The 16,412-nt window shown below is 57.1% G+C and carries 15 protein-coding genes; 9 read left to right on the top strand and 6 right to left on the bottom strand.

Going from position 1 to position 16,412, the window contains the following annotated elements; genetic code table 11:
- Nucleotides 1-109: 109 nt before the first annotated feature.
- Nucleotides 110-838, top strand: coding sequence for a phosphonate ABC transporter ATP-binding protein (locus tag ACFPPD_RS02580; protein WP_209742821.1), 729 nt, complete (start codon nucleotides 110-112; stop codon nucleotides 836-838).
- Between the two features lie 75 nt (nucleotides 839-913).
- Here the strand turns inward: ACFPPD_RS02580 and ACFPPD_RS02575 are convergent, their stop codons facing one another.
- Nucleotides 914-1,054 carry a DUF6254 family protein gene (locus ACFPPD_RS02575; RefSeq protein WP_209742819.1) on the bottom strand — a complete coding sequence of 47 codons (141 nt, stop codon included), beginning with the start codon at nucleotides 1,052-1,054 and terminating at the stop codon, nucleotides 914-916.
- A 110-nt stretch (nucleotides 1,055-1,164) separates the two neighbouring features.
- On the opposite strand from ACFPPD_RS02575, the gene ACFPPD_RS02570 reads away from it, so the two are divergent.
- The 5 genes from ACFPPD_RS02570 (at nucleotide 1,165) to ACFPPD_RS02550 (ending at nucleotide 6,746) form a co-directional block, all read left to right on the top strand.
- The gene (locus ACFPPD_RS02570; protein WP_209742817.1) at nucleotides 1,165-1,863 is read left to right on the top strand and encodes an MOSC domain-containing protein; all 699 of its coding nucleotides are present in this window, start codon (nucleotides 1,165-1,167) and stop codon (nucleotides 1,861-1,863) included.
- 126 nt (nucleotides 1,864-1,989) lie between these two features.
- Complete coding sequence (locus tag ACFPPD_RS02565) at nucleotides 1,990-2,904, top strand: polysaccharide deacetylase family protein (RefSeq protein WP_209742815.1); 915 nt, start codon at nucleotides 1,990-1,992, stop codon at nucleotides 2,902-2,904.
- A gap of 148 nt (nucleotides 2,905-3,052) precedes the next feature.
- Nucleotides 3,053-4,057: a 2-oxoacid:acceptor oxidoreductase family protein gene (locus tag ACFPPD_RS02560; RefSeq protein WP_209742813.1), complete on the top strand. Its 1,005-nt coding sequence runs from the start codon at nucleotides 3,053-3,055 to the stop codon at nucleotides 4,055-4,057.
- 58 nt (nucleotides 4,058-4,115) lie between these two features.
- The gene (locus ACFPPD_RS02555; RefSeq protein ID WP_209742811.1) at nucleotides 4,116-6,425 is read left to right on the top strand and encodes a thiamine pyrophosphate-dependent enzyme; all 2,310 of its coding nucleotides are present in this window, start codon (nucleotides 4,116-4,118) and stop codon (nucleotides 6,423-6,425) included.
- 21 nt (nucleotides 6,426-6,446) lie between these two features.
- On the top strand, nucleotides 6,447-6,746 hold the full coding sequence (locus ACFPPD_RS02550; protein WP_209742809.1) for a hypothetical protein: 300 nt from the start codon (nucleotides 6,447-6,449) through the stop codon (nucleotides 6,744-6,746).
- Between the two features lie 434 nt (nucleotides 6,747-7,180).
- Here ACFPPD_RS02550 and ACFPPD_RS02545 read toward each other — a convergent pair whose 3' ends face one another.
- Both ACFPPD_RS02545 and ACFPPD_RS02540 read right to left on the bottom strand, forming a co-directional pair.
- Nucleotides 7,181-8,128, bottom strand: coding sequence for a serine hydrolase domain-containing protein (locus ACFPPD_RS02545; RefSeq protein ID WP_209742806.1), 948 nt, complete (start codon nucleotides 8,126-8,128; stop codon nucleotides 7,181-7,183).
- Between the two features lie 26 nt (nucleotides 8,129-8,154).
- On the bottom strand, nucleotides 8,155-8,667 hold the full coding sequence (locus ACFPPD_RS02540) for a hypothetical protein (RefSeq protein ID WP_209742804.1): 513 nt from the start codon (nucleotides 8,665-8,667) through the stop codon (nucleotides 8,155-8,157).
- 148 nt (nucleotides 8,668-8,815) lie between these two features.
- Between ACFPPD_RS02540 and ACFPPD_RS02535 the strand changes: the two genes are divergently transcribed.
- The 3 genes from ACFPPD_RS02535 (at nucleotide 8,816) to ACFPPD_RS02525 (ending at nucleotide 12,445) form a co-directional block, all read left to right on the top strand.
- Nucleotides 8,816-9,340 (top strand): ADP-heptose synthase, encoded by a 525-nt coding sequence (locus ACFPPD_RS02535; protein WP_209742802.1) that lies wholly within the window; start codon nucleotides 8,816-8,818, stop codon nucleotides 9,338-9,340.
- 99 nt (nucleotides 9,341-9,439) lie between these two features.
- Nucleotides 9,440-11,404: a tetratricopeptide repeat protein gene (locus ACFPPD_RS02530; RefSeq protein WP_209742800.1), complete on the top strand. Its 1,965-nt coding sequence runs from the start codon at nucleotides 9,440-9,442 to the stop codon at nucleotides 11,402-11,404.
- A 42-nt stretch (nucleotides 11,405-11,446) separates the two neighbouring features.
- A complete protein-coding gene (locus tag ACFPPD_RS02525) occupies nucleotides 11,447-12,445 on the top strand; it encodes a CobW family GTP-binding protein (protein WP_209742798.1) in 999 nt (332 codons plus the stop codon).
- 29 nt (nucleotides 12,446-12,474) lie between these two features.
- Here ACFPPD_RS02525 and ACFPPD_RS02520 read toward each other — a convergent pair whose 3' ends face one another.
- The 3 genes from ACFPPD_RS02520 to ACFPPD_RS02510 are packed head-to-tail and all read right to left on the bottom strand — an operon-like array spanning nucleotide 12,475 to nucleotide 16,279.
- On the bottom strand, nucleotides 12,475-13,650 hold the full coding sequence (locus ACFPPD_RS02520) for a Ger(x)C family spore germination protein (protein ID WP_209742796.1): 1,176 nt from the start codon (nucleotides 13,648-13,650) through the stop codon (nucleotides 12,475-12,477).
- Nucleotides 13,647-15,203, bottom strand: coding sequence for a spore germination protein (locus ACFPPD_RS02515; protein WP_209742794.1), 1,557 nt, complete (start codon nucleotides 15,201-15,203; stop codon nucleotides 13,647-13,649). Before ACFPPD_RS02515 ends, ACFPPD_RS02520 begins: the two co-directional genes overlap by 4 nt.
- On the bottom strand, nucleotides 15,200-16,279 hold the full coding sequence (locus ACFPPD_RS02510) for an endospore germination permease (protein WP_209742792.1): 1,080 nt from the start codon (nucleotides 16,277-16,279) through the stop codon (nucleotides 15,200-15,202). Before ACFPPD_RS02510 ends, ACFPPD_RS02515 begins: the two co-directional genes overlap by 4 nt.
- Between the last annotated feature and the right edge of the window lie 133 nt (nucleotides 16,280-16,412).

Genomic DNA, 16,412 nt, shown 5'->3' with positions numbered 1-16,412 from the left:
AATAGAACGTTTGTTCTTGTTTTGATTATAGCAAACATTTGTTCGTATGGCAAGGGATGACATTATGGCTTAAACTAGATGAATAATGGATCGAAGGGACAGGACAGCGATGATCGTCATTTCCGGGTTAACCCGAACAATCCCCGATGGGAAAACGATATTGAACCACGTGAACTTAAGACTGGAGCCGGGAACCTTCGTCGCCGTCGTCGGATCGAGCGGCAGCGGCAAGTCGGCGTTGTTGAAAGCACTTGCGCTGAAGGAAACTTGGACCTCCGGCGAATATAAAGTAGACGGCAAAGACATGATGCAGACCGGCTTCCTCGCCAAGATGAAATTCCGCAGGCAGGTCGCTTACCTGGAACAAAGGCCGATCCTTTTCGAGAAGAAGTCGGCATTGAAGAACGTCCTCATCGGAACGGCGGAACAGAATCCGCTCTGGCGCCGGGCGACCGGCATCGCGAGAAGCGACGATCATATGGGCGCGATGGACATGCTCGAGAAGGTCGGGCTGATGGAGAGAGCTTCCCAGCAAGTCGAGAAGATGAGCGGAGGCGAACGGCAACGCATCGCCATCGCGAGGGCGCTCGTGCACGGAGCCAGTCTCGTGCTCGCGGACGAGCCGGTGTCAGGCCTCGACCCGCACACGTCGGAAGAAATGATGCGAACGCTGAAGAAGCTGTGCCACGAGAAAGGGGCGACGATCGTCGCCGCGCTGCATAGAACGGAATTGGCGGAGAAATTCGCGGACGAAATCTGGGGCATGCAGGACGGCCAGATCGTCGTGAACATCAAGGGCAGAAGGCTGACGGCATCCGAGAAGCATCGGTTATCCTGAGCCCTCGCGCATAGAGAGAGCCTGGCCGTCTTCTTCCTCCCGCAATCCGGGACGAGAAAACGCCAGGCTCTCGCCTTACGCGTCGGTACGGTCCGACTGCGCGTCCGGCGACGGTTCGTTCGCCAGCTCGTGCAAGGAAGAGATTCGACCGTGCGGGTGTTGGTTCTGCTTACGGCTTTTCCACGCGCTTTCCCTGCGTCGTTTGGACGGGGGCATACGACTCCACCTTTCGCCGTTCGGCTAGGTAATGGGCTTGCCTCCGTTAGCGTGGCGCAGGCGGCGCAAGGTTATGCGCGCGGGACATTTTCTATAGGGGAGATGGGAACATGACGACGACATTGACCGAGAAATCGCATGCGTATCCGATCATATCGTTGAACGTCGGAGCCGTTCGGACTGACGAATACAAAGGTAAGCAAGCGCAATCCGGCATTTACAAGACGACGGTGGACCGCCCGCTGGCATTGTCCGCGCTCGGGCTGGACGGCGACGAACAGGCGGACCTCGTCAATCACGGAGGTCCCGACAAGGCGATCTGCGTCTATAGCCTGGAGCACTATCCCCATTGGGAAAAGGTGCTGAGCGCCGAGTTGCCGCTCGGCGCGTTCGGCGAGAATTTCACCGTCGGCAACCTGAGCGAACGGGATATCCGCATCGGCGACGTCTTCCGGGTCGGCACGGCCGTCGTTCAAGTGAGCCAGCCGAGGCAACCGTGCTGGAAGCTGGCGATGAAATGGGGACTCGAGGAGCTGCCGATGCTCGTGACGGAAACCGGCGCGACCGGCTTCTACTTCCGGGTGCTAACGCCGGGCACGATCCAACCCTCGGACAGCCTGACGTTGGAAATCGCGCATGAAGCCGGCGTTACGATCGAAGAAGCGAACAGGGTTATGCACAAGGACAAAGCGGATGCGGAGGGCATTCTCCGGGTGTTGGCCGTCGAAGAACTGTCGGCGAGTTGGAAAAAAACGCTGTCGGCTAGACTTTCGCGCTTGGAGAACCGCGAAGCGCCGGACTTTAAGTAACCGCCACGATAGAGCCGATGAGGCTCTATTTTTTTATAAACGCGAGACGGCATACGACGGCAAAAGATGAGCAATGCCGTACCGATTCCGACATATATATATAGAATAACGGGGAGGCGAAGACGGATGAACACGGCGCAGCGACTTGGATACGGGAAATACGAGAAGCTGTTGATCGTCAACGCGGACGATTTCGGACTGTGCAGAAGCGTGAACGAAACGGTTACGGAGTTGTTGGCGGAAGGCGCGATCGGATCCGCGACGGTCATGATGGTCTGTCCGTGGTCGTCGGGAGCGGCGGCCATGCTGCGGGACGTTTGCCCGGACGCCGACGTCGGCGTCCATTGGACGCTGACGAGCGAATGGAAGGGCTACAAGTGGGGGCCTCTGTGCCGCACCCGTTCCGTCGCTTCGTTGGCAGGTCCGGACGGTTGGTTTCCCGAGACGAGCGGAGAGGCGGAACGGAAAGCCGATCCCGACGAAGTTCGCCAGGAGTTGATCGCGCAGACGGAAGCGGCGCTGAAAGCCGGCATCCGCTTAACCCACGCGGATAGCCATATGGGCAGTTTGTACGGATTTCATACGGGCAACGACTTGCTTCAGGTCGCGTTCGACGTTTGCGCCGTGTTCGGACTGCCGTTCCGGTTGCCGCGCATGCTGATGGCGGTCGGCGGAAGGCGCATTCCGAGCGAAATCATGGAAAGGGCCAAAGTGCGCGTGCGCCAAGCGGAAGACCGGGGCATCATCCTGCCGGATTACGTGATCGGGCCGAACTACGATCTGAGCGAAGGGGATACGTACGAAACGGCGAAGACCGAAGGCTTGTCGCTGCTGCGAGGCTTGTTGCCCGGCGTCACGGAATGGATCGCGCATCCTTCCCGGGCGACCGAAGAATTGAGGGCCTTCCATGGCCAACCGGCCAAGAGGGCGATGGAAGCCGATTTCTGGAGAGACGAGAACGTGAGGAATGTCTTGGCGGACGAGGGCATACGAATGATCGGGTGGAAGGATTTGCAAAGACTGCAGGCGAGCCTCGCGTGAACGTAAAATGAGAATGGAAGCGTTTTTCCCCATATTTAAGCAATTAAAGAAGGAATTTGCCCGCGAAGATCGAAATAAATCATGTTTGCACTGTTTTAATTTTCTGAATGTTCCTTCATTTCAATTCGAAAGGGGATTGCGGAACGACATGGTTATGCTGCCTAAGGTGAACGAGCTCGGCTTTTTTGAAATTCGTCTGGAGTCCATCGGTGGGCTGGGCGCCAATCTGGCAGGCAAAATGCTGGCGGAAGCGGGAGTCATGGGCGTCGGGCTAAACGGCGTCAGCTTTAGTTCTTACGGTTCGGAGAAAAAAGGTTCTCCGGTGAAGGCGCACATCCGATTCTGCGATATCGACACGAGGATCAGGGATACGTCGCCGGTCGAACGGCCGCACGTCATCGGTATTTTCCACGAAAACCTGTCCAAGACGGTTAACGTCATCTCCGGCATGCTCGAAGACAGCATCGTGCTCGTCAATTCCAAGAAGTCCCCGGCGCAATTGAAGGAGCAGCTGAAGTTAAAGGGCGGCATCATCGCCGTCGTCGACGCGACGGGCATCTCGATGACCGAGAATAACCGCGTCAACATGGCGATGCTGGGCGGATTGTTCCGACTGTGCGGATTCCTGGACGCGGAGTTCATGAAAGGGGTTATCCGCAAGTCGCTGGAGAAGAAATATCCGGCCGCCGTGCAGCCCGCGCTGAATACGTTCCAACGCGGCTTCGACGAGGTGCAATTCCAGACGTTCGAATTGGCCGAAGGAGACGCGATGCCGGACTTCGTCCGGATGGACACGCCGGTGCTCGGCTACGAAACGCAGCCGATCGGCGGCTTGATCACGAATCCCGGCAACAGCATCCTGAAGGATCTGAGCATCTCCCGCGCGGGAATGATGCCGCACTTCGCGGACGACAAATGCATCCACTGCGCCGCTTGCGACAACGTATGTCCCGACTTCTGCTTCGTCTGGGAGGAGCAACCGGATAAGAAAGGGCGCCCGCAGATGTTCTTGCAGGGGATCGATTACCAATATTGCAAAGGTTGTCTCAAGTGCGTCCAAGCTTGTCCGACTGAGGCGCTGTCCTCCGAATTGGAGGAAGACGGCTACGCGGACGGTCACCGGGTGCCGCATCGGTTTCATCTGGCCATATAAGAGATAGAGCGCGAGCGATATTTTCAACGAGAAAACGATAGGAAAGGTGGAGTCTCACATGTCGATCGACATTCGAAAGGAATCGGCAAAGCAGGGCACCGTCGAACAACGGATCGTCTACGAATCGGGCAACGAGATGGCAGCATATGCGGCGCACCAGATCAACTATCATATTATGGGTTACTTCCCGATCTCGCCTTCGACGGAAGTGGCTCAGTTTCTCGATTTGATGAAAGCGAACGGCCAGCACGACATCGTCTTGATTCCGGCGGACGGCGAACACGGTTCCGCGGGCGTCTGTTACGGCGCGTCGACGGCCGGCGGCCGCGTGTTCAACGCGACGTCCGCGAACGGCTACTTGTATATGCTCGAACAAATGCCGGTACAGTCGGGTACGCGCTTCCCGATGGTCATGAACCTCGTCTGCCGTTCGGTGTCCGGACCGTTAGACATTCACGGCGACCATTCCGACCTTTACTTCGCCTTGAACACGGGCTGGCCGATCGTGCTGTGCCGCGATCCGCAAGCCGTGTACGACATGAACATCATCGCGCTGAAGCTCGCGGAAGACCCGGAAGTCCGCCTGCCGGTGCTCGTCGCCTCGGACGGCTACTTCACGAGCCATCAGAAGCGCCGCGTCATGACGTTCACGCACCGCGAGGACGTGCAGCGCTTCGTCGGCGAAAGCCCGCCGGAAGGATTCGCGCACGTGCTCGACCGTAACAATCCGATAACAGTCGGCCCGTACATGAACGAGCCGGATTATATTAATAACTGCTATCAGCAAAGTCAAGCGATGTACCGGGCGGAAGCCGTATTCGATCGCATCCAGCAAGAGTACGCGGAGCTGACCGGACGCGAATATCCGATACTGGAACTGTATCGGATGGACGACGCGGAAGTCGCCGTGTTCCTGCTCAATTCCTCCGCGGAGATCATTAAGGATGTCGTCGACCAGCTTCGCGCGCAAGGCGTGAAGGCGGGGGCGATCTCGCCGAACATCATCCGTCCGTTCCCGGCGAAAGCGATCGCCGAGGCTTTGAAGAGCGTCAAGGCCGTCACGGTCGGCGACCGCGCCGATTCGTACGGCGGGCACGGCGGCAACATGGTCATGGAAGTGCGCGCGGCGCTTCAGCAATACGGCAACGCGACGACGATGGTCATCAGCCGCATCTACGGTTTAGGCGGCAAAGATTTCTACGCGGAAGACGGCCTCAAGATGTTCGAATTCGCCATCGACGCCGTTCATGCGGGGAAAGTCGAGAAGCCTTACGACTATCACGGCATTACGGCGGGCAATCCGGCCAAGGCGCCGAAGCGAGTGCTCGAGCCGATGGACTACGAATCGCTCAAAACGGGCCTGATTACGGTAACGCACGACGAGGCGACGGGCAAAGTGAACGTGAAAGTCCCGCCGCTCCGCCAATTGACGAAGAAACCGAAGCGCATCGCTCCGGGGCACGGCGCTTGTCCGGGCTGCGGCATTTTCTCCGGCTTGGAATTGTTCTTTAAGGGTATCGAAGGCGACATCGTCGCGCTGTTCCATACCGGCTGCGCAATGGTCGTCACGACCGGTTACCCGTATTCGGCGCACAAGGCGACGTACATCCACAACCTGTTCCAGAACGGCGCGGCGACATTGTCGGGCGTCGTCGAGATGTTCCACGAGCGCAAGCGTCGCGGAGAGCTCGACGATCTCGGCTTGAAGGACGACTTTACGTTCGTCATGATTACCGGAGACGGCGGGATGGACATCGGGATGGGGCCGGCGATCGGCGCCGCTCTCCGCAACCACCGGATGATTATCTTGGAATACGACAACGAAGGCTATATGAATACGGGCGCGCAATTGTCCTATTCGACGCCGATGGGCCACCGGACATCGACGTCCAACGTCGGCAAGCATCAAGGGGGCAAAGTGTTCCACCACAAGGACACGGCGCAGATCATGGCTGCGACGAACATCCCGTACGTGTTCACGGGCAGCGAAGCGAGTCCGATCGACCTCGTGCGCAAGGGCGCGAAAGCGCAATGGTACGCGCAGAACGTCGGCATGGTGTACGGCAAAATCTTGATCACCTGTCCGCTCAACTGGCTGTCGGAAGACAAGGACGGGGCGGACATTATCGACTTCGCGGTCAATACGTGTTTCTTCCCGCTGTACGAAGTCGAGCGCGGCGTCACTACGATCACGTACAATCCCGAGGAGAAGGGCAAGCGGGTACCGGTCGGCGATTGGCTGAAAATGATGGGCAAGACGAAACATCTGTCCAAGCCGGAATACGCGGAGACGCTGCGGGAATTCGAACACGAGATTGAGCGTCGCTGGAACATGCTGAAAGCGAAGCACGAGAATCCATATCTCTAACAAGAGGGGAGGCGCATTCGAATGCCGTACGCGATGAGACATGCGCCTTCGGGCACGCTGCTCGCCGTCGTTCAACGCAACGGATATAAGCTCGCCTATTACGGACTCGTGCTCTGGGAGCAGCGTCCGGAGGAAGCGCACATGGCGGAAGCGTTGGCGGAGGCCGCCATCGAACCCGGAGACGCCGCCGGCCGGCTCTCGGATTGGGAAGCGATGGAGCTGACCGAGCACGAGGCGAAAATGGCGAACGTCAAGCTGCGCAACGATCCGCGCAGAGTCGTCTATTACCGGAACGGCATTCTCGCCGCGACGGACGCATAGCCTTAGGCGAGTTGAAGGAGCCGATGCGGATCGGCTCCTTTGCTTTTCGAGTCTCACTTTGCGACTCCGCCAATCACACCCTAATCACACTCCAATCACACCGCTCCTCGCAGACAACCTGCAATAATGCAGGTTGTTCGCATCAAATCGGCAAAACGGCTCAACAACCTGCAAAAATGCATTTTGTGGAGCCGGAATGGATCGTTTCGTGCCTGAAACGGTAAACAACCTGCAGATTTGCAGGTTGTCGGCGATCATTTGAAGAAACCAGCCCAACAACCTGCACATTTGCATTTTGTTGGCGCTTGGGAGTGGAAAAGCGAAGGATGTACGACGGATTGGCGTAATAGCGACCATGCAGCTCAGCAGACGTGAGGAACCGACGCGTGTGGGCGGATCCGTTCGGAAATCGCTATTGATGGATGCGCGAACTATCAGTTTTCCGCCAACCATTCCCGGAACAGCTTAAGCGGCAGAAACTTCTTCTTGCCGAGGGCGCTGGCGAAGACGGCGACGAGCTCGCGCTCCGGCGAGACGAAGATGTATTGTCCGCCGAATCCGACGGCGAACGCGACGCTCGGCGAGAGCGGGGCGCGCTCCGCGTTGTCTTCCGTCAGCGTCCACCAATGATAGCCGTAAGCGCCGATGTTGTCGTAACCGCGGAAGCGCGGCTTCGTGCTTTCCGCGATCCACTCTCTCGGAACGAGAGGAGCCCCGCGCCATTCGCCGCGCTGCAGGACGAGCAAGCCCAGTTTCGTCAGATCGCGCGGACGCAGCTGCAAGCCGAAGCCCCCGACGCTGACGCCTTGCGGATCGGATGGCCAATGATACTGTTCCATACCTAGAGGGCGGAACAGATGGCGTTCCGCGTAGGCGGCCGCGGTCATGCCCGTCGATCGCTGCAGGATCGCGCTGAGCACTTGGGACGAGCCTGAGTCGTACACCATGCGAGTGCCGGACGGGCGGACGAGCGGCCTCGACAGCACGAATCGCACCCAATCCGGACTATCCGTCATCGGGTAGGGCAAACCGTGCCAGTCTCCCATCTCTTGCCAGTCCCACCCCGGCGTCATCGTCAGCAGATGCCCGGCGGTCAGCGAAGCCAGATCGGGGTTGTCCCGCGCTTCGGCGAAGTATCCGGCGATCGGAACGTCGGGAGAGGGGAATTCCCCTCTGCCGGCGGCAATGCCGATAAGTAACGATAGCACGCTTTTGGTGATGGAATTGACTTTATGCAGATCGTCCGCCGATCGTCCGTCGCGGGAATGGACGAGCAACGTCTCGCCGCGCTCGCGAATTTCGCAATAGTCGATTCTCTCTCCGGCGATGCGCAAGGCGAGCTGTTCCGTCCGCGGACAATGATAGGTTAAAGCGTCATTCATTCGATAAACTCCGTTGTGCTTGTCGTTTAGTAGTCGGGGAAAATGGAAGCTTCCTTGCGTCCGTTCGTTTGCAGTCTTTCAGTGATCCGTTGCAGTCGCAGCACTTCATGTGGCTTCAATTCGCGCTGAAAATAACCGTATAAGTACGACGCTTCCAAGAAAGGGAGGGTCGTGTAACAGACGACTTGATTGTGGGAATACGGATTATCGATGAGGATTTGCCATTCTCCGTCCCGCTTGGAGACGGGGACAGCCGCGAGCGCCTCGTTCTTGGCCGCGAAGATGAGGTCGAATTCGTCCCATAACCCGCCCCACGACGGACTGAACCGTTCGGGCTCGGGGAACAGCCGGCGAGCTCGTGCCAACAAGCGGGAATACAAGGGACTATCTTCTTCCGCGTATTCGCGCAAACCGTTGCGGAAACCCTCGGCGAACGTATAAAACGCGAAATATCCCGCCTTTTCCATGGCCGCTCTATACGTTTGCTCTGGTTGGCCGGAATCCATTCGCATATAATGGTAAAAGGTTAGCTCGGACATCGTTGGCAGTCCCTTCAGGTATAAAATGGGAAACCTACTTGAATAATATACCCCACGGCTCGAGCGTGCGCCCGTTTTTTTGTGCTATAATGAAAAGCAAAATGCCCGGATCGACCGGGCAACGCTTTATGGGAGGGACACGAACAAGATGAGCCGGCGTTTCGTCATCGAAGCCGTAATGATCGCGATTTACGGACAATTGCTCCAACCGAGGGAATCGGTCGAATATCGCATTCCTTATACGTCGGTCATGGAACTTTACGATATGAAGGATAGCCCGGAACCGGTCATGCCGGAGCCGGACGACGATATTTTCGTCAAAAGCAAAATCGCGGAAATGATCTCTTACTTCGAGGATCCGTTCAACAAGAAGAAAATAGAGAGGGCGCTCATGGCGCCGTGGCGCGAAAGCCCGCCGCTTCCGATCGGCGACAAAGTGTCGCTCGTCGTCGTGAACTCTTCGGAAAACATGCAATACGGCGAGCAATTCGACCCGATCGAGACGGAGATCATGCTACTTGCGTTGAAGAGCCAATGTCCGGTAATGACCGATCAGATCGAGTTCCAGGACAAAGTCGTGCAAAATGCAGTACCGGTGCAGGTGTTCGATATCGACGATTTCGAATTCGCCGTCGAGGAAGGCGTCGACGCGGCGGGAGACATACAGGAATAACCGGGCTGCCGAGGATCTCGGCAGCTTTTGCGTACAGGATCGGTAAGCGTAATCCAAAGGACGCCGATGATGTTTTTGTTTAGCGGGAGGGGTGGATGAATGGGCAAACGATTCGCGAGATGGATGGCGAAGAGACAGCATAAACGTCAAAAACTCTTGTCCGCGCTTCGGTGGTACGGCAAGTGGGGAGAAGCCCGGATGTCCGCCGAAGAAAAAATCGATTACGCGGGACTGTTGCACGACCTCGGGCAATCCGATCGCGCCCTGGCTTTGCTCGAACTCGTCTTGAAGAGCGGCGAATACGCGCACGCTTACGAAAGACGGGCGCACATCTACAACGAAAGAGGCCGGGAAGAAGACGCTGTCGCGGACATGGACCACGCGATCCGGCTCGATCCCGAGCCTTATATTTATTGGTATACGAGGGCCGTCGCCCATCATGATCTCGGCCGTTACGAGGAAGCGGTGAACGACTTTCGCGAAGCGCTGCGCCGGCGGGACGACTCGAAGGCTTCCACCTATTACGAGCTCGGCAACGTTTACATGAAGACGGGCCGTTTTCCGGAAGCGGAAGACAGCTACCGTCGGGCGGCGACCGACCCGGACAAGGCCATTCCCCATTATTATTACCGGCTGGCGCAGTCTCTCGAGCGATCGGATAACATTCCGGACGCGCTGATCGCGATCGAAGCCGGCATCCGGCTGCAGGACGAATGGCGCAAGACGGAAGACAAAGGCGCGGCAGCTATCCGATTCCGCACGAACTATTCTCCCGCCGCGGTCGCGAGCTTCATCGGAAGCGCCGACGACGAATACGGCTTTCGGCCGTATCGCGCCCGCTTGCTCGAAGCGAGCGGCCGGACGGACGAGGCGCTTCGGACGATCGAACAGACGCTCGTTCATTATCCGGATGAGCCGGAGCTTGAGCTTCGCCGGGGCTGCCTCATCCGGGATGCCGGGCGAGCGGCCGAAGCGGCCGAAGCGTTCGAGCGCTTGACGGCGCGCGAACCGTCGTTCCTGCCCGCTTACATGGAGCTGGCGACGACGCATCGGGTCTCCGGCGATTACAAGCGGATGACCGATACATTGCTCGCGGCCAAAGAACGATATCCCGATCATACGGTCGTCAGATATTGGCTCGCCGACGCTTACCGGGAAGGCGAACAAGCCGATCACGCGAGAATCGAAAACGAGGAATTGACGACGCTCGAGCCCGACGATCCGCTGAACTGGAAGCAAAAGGCCGAAATCGCGATCGACGGCGAGCGATACGGGGACGCGGAGGAAGCGCTGACGCGCGCGATCGCCTTGGACGATACGGCTGACGCTCGCATGAGACGCAGCTTCTCCAGATACATGTCCGAGCGGTACGAGGAAGCGATGATGGACGTCCAGGAGGCGGTCCGACGCGACGAAAGCTTGCTCCTCCAGAGCAAAACGGCATATGCGATGGGAGAGCTCCTCGTCGGCATGGGCAATTGGGAGCTCGCGGACAAGGAATTCACCCGGGCGATCGAGCTGGAACCCGGCAACGCGCAATTGTTCGAGAGGCGCGCGAGATGCCGGTTCTCCTCGGACCGCCTGGAGGACGCGAAGGCGGATTGCGATCGCGGGTTGTTGCTCGATCTGAACCACGCGGGCTTGAATTGGCTGCGCGGGCTGATTCGTTACCGGCTGGACGATTACGAGGGCGCGCTGGCGGATTCGCTCGCTTACTCCGCGCTCGCGCCGGAAGATTCCCAGGGATATCATAATCTCGGTTTGATCTATAGTCAGCTCGACCGCAACGACGACGCGATCGACGCTTTCTCCAAGTCGATCGAGCTCAATCCGTTCGAGGCGCAAGCTTACTTGGAACGGGCGACGCTCGCTTACCGTTACTCGTTCGATCGGGCGCAGGCGGCGGACGACTTGGCGCAGTGGCTGTTGTACGCGGGAGGAGAACAGCCTCCGGGCGACCGGTTCGCCCTGCTCGCGGACGTTCCCGGTTTCGACGACGACATGAGAGAGCGCGCCAAGGACCAATTCCTCCTCCGTTACGGAGGCAGTCGTTATCTCTCGTAACGGGACGGATAGGGCGAATACCGAAAAGAGAGTGAGAAGACAATGAACGCAACGATACCCGTATATGTATTGACAGGATTTCTGGGCAGCGGCAAGACGACGTTGCTTAACCGCGTGCTGGACGACGCGAAGGCAAGGGGACTGAAGCCGGCGATCGTCATGAACGAAGTCGGCGACGTTAACGTCGAGGGTCAAACGATCGACGCTGCCGTGCCGATGGCCGAATTGCTGGGCGGCTGCATCTGTTGCACGAGCAAAGGGGACTTGGGCCTCGAGCTCGTGCAGCTCGCGCAACAAGAAAAGCCGGACGTTATTTGGATCGAATCGACCGGCATCGCGCAGCCGCTCGACGTCGTGGAAGGCGTCACGGAAGCCTCGCTGTACGCGAAACTGGAACTGGCGAACGTCGTGACGGTCGTCGATGCCCGCCATTTGCTCGACCGGATTCGGATCGGAAGCGGCAAGACGTTCCGTCTTATGAAGGAGCAGATCCGCGCCGCCGACATTCTCGTGCTCAACAAGGCCGATCTGGTCGCACCGGCCGAACTCGAAGAACTTCGCGAAGCGCTCGCGGCATGGAATCCGCAGGCGGTCATTCACGTCGTATCTCGGGCGGAGCTCGATCCGCGGGCGCTGTACGCGTACGCGCCGAGCGGCGGCAAGTCACGCGCCGTCTTCGAAGCGTCGCAGGAGGACGAACTAGAACCAACCGACAGAGAGGCATCCGACGGACGATTCAAATTCGCGAACGCTTCTGCCGGACATGCCCACGTCAACGCGTTTACTTATTTTTTCGGCAACGACATCGACAGCGTACGATTCGAGCGCTTTCTGAAGGAGCTGCCGGAGAACGTGTATCGCGCGAAGGGAATCGTCGGTTTCCGGGATACGGCCAGTCTGTTCCTGTTTCAGCATGCTTACGGCGAATCCGATTTCCTTCGCGTCACGCCGCAGAAATCCGTTAACCGCGTCGCCGTATTCATCGGGGAAGGCTTCTCCCGGGAAAAGCTGGAGCAACGGTTAAAGGAGCTCGAAGCCTAATGCCGAGCGACGGGACAAGCGTAATTCGTTCATTTTGAAGTGAACGGGTCAAAATCCCGCTTCAGCTTGAACATGCCGGTATGCACGACATGGACATTCACATCGATGTTACCGAGAACGATCGGTTTAAGCGGAATTTTACCTTCCTTCGTCATGGCCTTCCAAGTTTTGAACTTCTTGCGGTATAGCTCGTGTTCCAGACCGAATAAATCGGCGTGATTCATGGCGAGACCGGCTTCGAAAGTCGACCGTATTTCGCCGGCGACCGCCTCGCCCGCAAGCTTCGACAGTTCTTTCTCCGACAATTGCTTACCGAGTTCATACACGGCCGCATCGACTTTGACGTCGATATGAAAAACGGGTTCCCCTTTTTTTATTTCGATTTTCACTTTCGATTTCGGTTTGTTCATTCTCAACGTGGCTAGCATCTTGTCGTTTTCCTTCAGCAGGATGCGTCCTCCGGGCGATTGGTTGACGAGCCAACGGAGTCCCGTTGCCTGATTTTCCCCGATCCAGCCGTTACAGACATCGTTATGCAAGACGAACAACCCGTCGACGTCCAGCTTCGGGTCTTTCTTTTTGTTTCTCATCCACGTATCGTCGGATACGCCGAGAGAAGGCACGAACGTCGTTTGTCCGGGTTCGCGCATTTCGCGCGCGAACTTGTACAACCGCATCGGCGCGATGATCGGCCTCTGGTCGTAATTCGTTTCCGGCGCGTAGAGGATGGAATTCATCGGCGACAGATTAAAGAATGGCTTGGTCGTGAACAAATCCTCGATATTCGTCTTCGTTCCGTAGACCCATGGGGTGTACCGGATTTCGGGCGAACGGATGATATTGTCGAACACGCTGACCAAGTCGCCCGACTTGAGAACGGCTTCGGACAGGATCACGCAGCTCAGATGTCCCCAGAAGACGGTTTGCTGCGTCGTCTGGTACAGCTTCATAACGGCGTCGGACATCGATAACCCTTCCGCTTGCCCGATCCACACGGTCGCCGGATTCGTGGATTTACCGGATTCTGTTTTGGCGACGTTGGCGAAGTCGAGCTGTTGAACGTAAATGCGATATTTCCCGTTCTCGTAATCGATTCCGATGCCCGTGAAATAGTTCACGTCTTGCAAAGATTTGATGTCCCAGCATCCGGTCAGAGGGAACGCGAGCACCGCGTACAACAGTAAAAGCAACGTCCGGCCTTTCATGATTTCTCTCCTTGCCTGTCCGAATCTTTGGGTTCGTATATGCCGGGCCTTTTTTTCGCCATTTTACGCGGAAACCGGAATAAAGCGAACAACGACTCGCGAAAGCGAATAGGAGACAACGGGGATAAAAAAGGGACTCCGAAAGAGGTTAGCGACGAGAGATAGACGACGATGCCGAACAGGCTCATGAAGAAGCCGAGCATGCCGAAAACGCAACTGAACGTCAGAACGACGAAGCGGATGACCGTGACCGCGCCGCTGAGCGATTGATTCACGAGCGTGAACGTGGACACCGCCGTCACCGCGGAGACGACAAGCGTCGTCGGTCCCGTGAATCCGGCGGAGATCGCCGCTTCTCCGACGATCAGTCCGCCGACGACGGCTACCGTCTGCCCGACGGCTTTCGGAAGCCTCATGCCTGCTTCGCGGAACAACTCGAACAAGCCGAGCATAAGGAACAAATCAATCGGACCGGACAAGGGGAGTCCGAGTCTCGAGATGACGACCGTCGCGAGCAACGGGAACGGAATTTGATCCAAGTTAAACGCCGATATCGAAACCCAGAAGCCGGGCAGGAATAGGGCGACGGCGAGTCCGAGAAGCCGCAGTATTTTTTCCATGAATACGTAATAATACGGCAGATGCATATCCTCGGGCGATTTAATTAATGACGTTAAGTTCGTAGGCGCCACAAGCACCATCGGCGAACCGTCGACGACGATCGCGAATCTGCCTAGAAGCAAGCTTTCGGAGATGTAATCCGGACGTCCCATATATTCAATCAAAGGGAAGAATGAAGAGGACGCATCGGACAACGCCTCTTCAAGCTGCTGACTTGACAGCAAGCCGTCGATTTCGATCCTCTGAATACGTTCCGACGCTTCCCGGACGAGATCGTCGTTCGCGATGTCCGTCATGTAGACGAGCGCGACGGAAGTGGCGCTGCGCCGGCCGATTTGATAGTAGCGGATGGCGAGCTTCGGCGTTTTTAATCGCTTGCGTATAAGGGCGATATTCGTCTCGATCGATTCGGTGAAGCCGTCCCGCGGACCTTTGACCGATATTTCCGTGTTCGATTCGCTGGGGGTCCGTTGAGGCGGATTGCACATTTGAATCGCGAACGCTTCGCGTGAGCGCGCGAAGAACAGAACGAGATTGCCCGACATCACTTGCCGGATGAATTGTTCGACGGCGTTCGGTTCCCGGATGCGGTAGATGTTCTGGGATACGAACGACGGAGCGCCATCCGCCGACGGGCGGTCGTCCGAAGGCTCGGCAAGCAATCTATGCAGTTTCGTATACAGGAAGTCGTTCAGCAATGCGCCGTCGATCATGCCGTCGCAATAGACGAGCAACGGATTGAGCTCGCGCGAGGATTCGCCGTTCCTATAATGGTACACGTTGACGTCCCGGGAATGCTCGAACAATCGGAACACGCCTTCGTCGTCCAATTGTTCGAGCGTGACGGACGGTTCGCCGTCGCGATCTTCGCCGCCTTCTTGTCCTTCGCCGCCGACGTACAGCGCTTCTCGGAATAAGTTATCCATGCTCATGACGACTCCTCCCGTTTCATAGCGATCAGCAGCAATAGGGCGAACGGGAACGCGTAGAAGAATGCCGTTTCCCAGGGGAAATAGGCCTGCAAAAAGTAGAAAAAGTTCTCGTCGCTAAGCCGATGCTGACTGACGAATGCGACCAGAAGAACGCTGAGGCCGATCATCAACGCCGTTCTCTTATTGCCGGCTTTCAAACGAAGCAAATCGAAAAACAAAAACAGAGACAGCGAAATGCGAATCAACGAACCCGACAGCCATTGGTAGATCGAAAGGAAATCCAGGTGAGAGATGAACTTGCCGATCAATACCATTCGCCATTGCTCGAAAGCCGGGTACCGCTGGTCCGATGCTTCGTAAGGGCCGAAAATCGCGATCGAGGCGATAATCGGACCGAACACGAGCCCGGTCACGCCGAGCGTGAGAAGAAGTAACGAAGAATACCGGAACGGCTTGCTCAAGTGCTGTTGGAAGCCGAGCAGGAGCACGAATTCGACCAGTCCCCCCAACGCGTATACCATCCCCTTCATGACGGGTTTCTGGCCTTGCGTGAAAACCGGGAACAAATACGTATAATCTTTGAATTGAAAATTGACGGTCATCACGAACAAGCCGAACGCGATGACGCCGGGAAGCAGGATGCCCGCCGCGATCGTAATCGTCCGCAACCCTTTATGGGCGGCGTAGAAAGCGAACAGCATGAATAAGGAGGCGGTTAGGGGCAACGGCGTTTTGGGCAAATACGTCGTTTTCGTCCATGCGCTCGTATCCCGCAAAGTAACGAAACAGATCATAAGCGTCAAGATCAACAGCGGCATGACGACGATCCAAGCTATGGCGGGATGATAACGGGCTTTGAACCATTCGAACAGCGATTGTTGCTTCGTTGTTTTCATGATGAAATAAATCAGGGACGTCCAGAGGACGAGCGGAGGAATGGCGTACAGGGCGCTGATCCACGAATCGCGGTGGGATGCGTTAAGCATCAGGGGTACGATGAGGACATGATTCGTGATGCCGACGGCCAAGATCAACAGAAACATCGATTGGACGACGTTAATGCGGGAAGCGATCATGCGACGGAAACCTCCTTTTTTTCGGTCAGGTTCCCTTATTATGCCAAGCGGCGCGCTCGTTTATGCCTGAAAATTCCATTGTGAAAGCTGGCCATCGCCCTTATGCTTGAAGAAAGCGAACGCGATAGAGAGA

This window comes from Cohnella suwonensis, assembly GCF_042655365.1.
In the GTDB taxonomy this organism is placed as follows: domain Bacteria; phylum Bacillota; class Bacilli; order Paenibacillales; family Paenibacillaceae; genus Cohnella; species Cohnella suwonensis.
This window is presented reverse-complemented; position numbering and strand designations above follow the sequence as displayed.

Bases quoted from the DNA above. Each gene is read 5' to 3' on its own strand.
- ACFPPD_RS02580 (WP_209742821.1), top strand. From the start codon at position 110: ATGATCGTCATTTCCGGGTTAACCCGAACAATCCCCGATGGGAAAACG.
- ACFPPD_RS02575 (WP_209742819.1), bottom strand. From the start codon at position 1,054: ATGCCCCCGTCCAAACGACGCAGGGAAAGCGCGTGGAAAAGCCGTAAG.
- ACFPPD_RS02570 (WP_209742817.1), top strand. From the start codon at position 1,165: ATGACGACGACATTGACCGAGAAATCGCATGCGTATCCGATCATATCG.
- ACFPPD_RS02565 (WP_209742815.1), top strand. From the start codon at position 1,990: ATGAACACGGCGCAGCGACTTGGATACGGGAAATACGAGAAGCTGTTG.
- ACFPPD_RS02560 (WP_209742813.1), top strand. From the start codon at position 3,053: ATGGTTATGCTGCCTAAGGTGAACGAGCTCGGCTTTTTTGAAATTCGT.
- ACFPPD_RS02555 (WP_209742811.1), top strand. From the start codon at position 4,116: ATGTCGATCGACATTCGAAAGGAATCGGCAAAGCAGGGCACCGTCGAA.
- ACFPPD_RS02550 (WP_209742809.1), top strand. From the start codon at position 6,447: ATGCCGTACGCGATGAGACATGCGCCTTCGGGCACGCTGCTCGCCGTC.
- ACFPPD_RS02545 (WP_209742806.1), bottom strand. From the start codon at position 8,128: ATGAATGACGCTTTAACCTATCATTGTCCGCGGACGGAACAGCTCGCC.
- ACFPPD_RS02540 (WP_209742804.1), bottom strand. From the start codon at position 8,667: ATGTCCGAGCTAACCTTTTACCATTATATGCGAATGGATTCCGGCCAA.
- ACFPPD_RS02535 (WP_209742802.1), top strand. From the start codon at position 8,816: ATGAGCCGGCGTTTCGTCATCGAAGCCGTAATGATCGCGATTTACGGA.
- ACFPPD_RS02530 (WP_209742800.1), top strand. From the start codon at position 9,440: ATGGGCAAACGATTCGCGAGATGGATGGCGAAGAGACAGCATAAACGT.
- ACFPPD_RS02525 (WP_209742798.1), top strand. From the start codon at position 11,447: ATGAACGCAACGATACCCGTATATGTATTGACAGGATTTCTGGGCAGC.
- ACFPPD_RS02520 (WP_209742796.1), bottom strand. From the start codon at position 13,650: ATGAAAGGCCGGACGTTGCTTTTACTGTTGTACGCGGTGCTCGCGTTC.
- ACFPPD_RS02515 (WP_209742794.1), bottom strand. From the start codon at position 15,203: ATGAGCATGGATAACTTATTCCGAGAAGCGCTGTACGTCGGCGGCGAA.
- ACFPPD_RS02510 (WP_209742792.1), bottom strand. From the start codon at position 16,279: ATGATCGCTTCCCGCATTAACGTCGTCCAATCGATGTTTCTGTTGATC.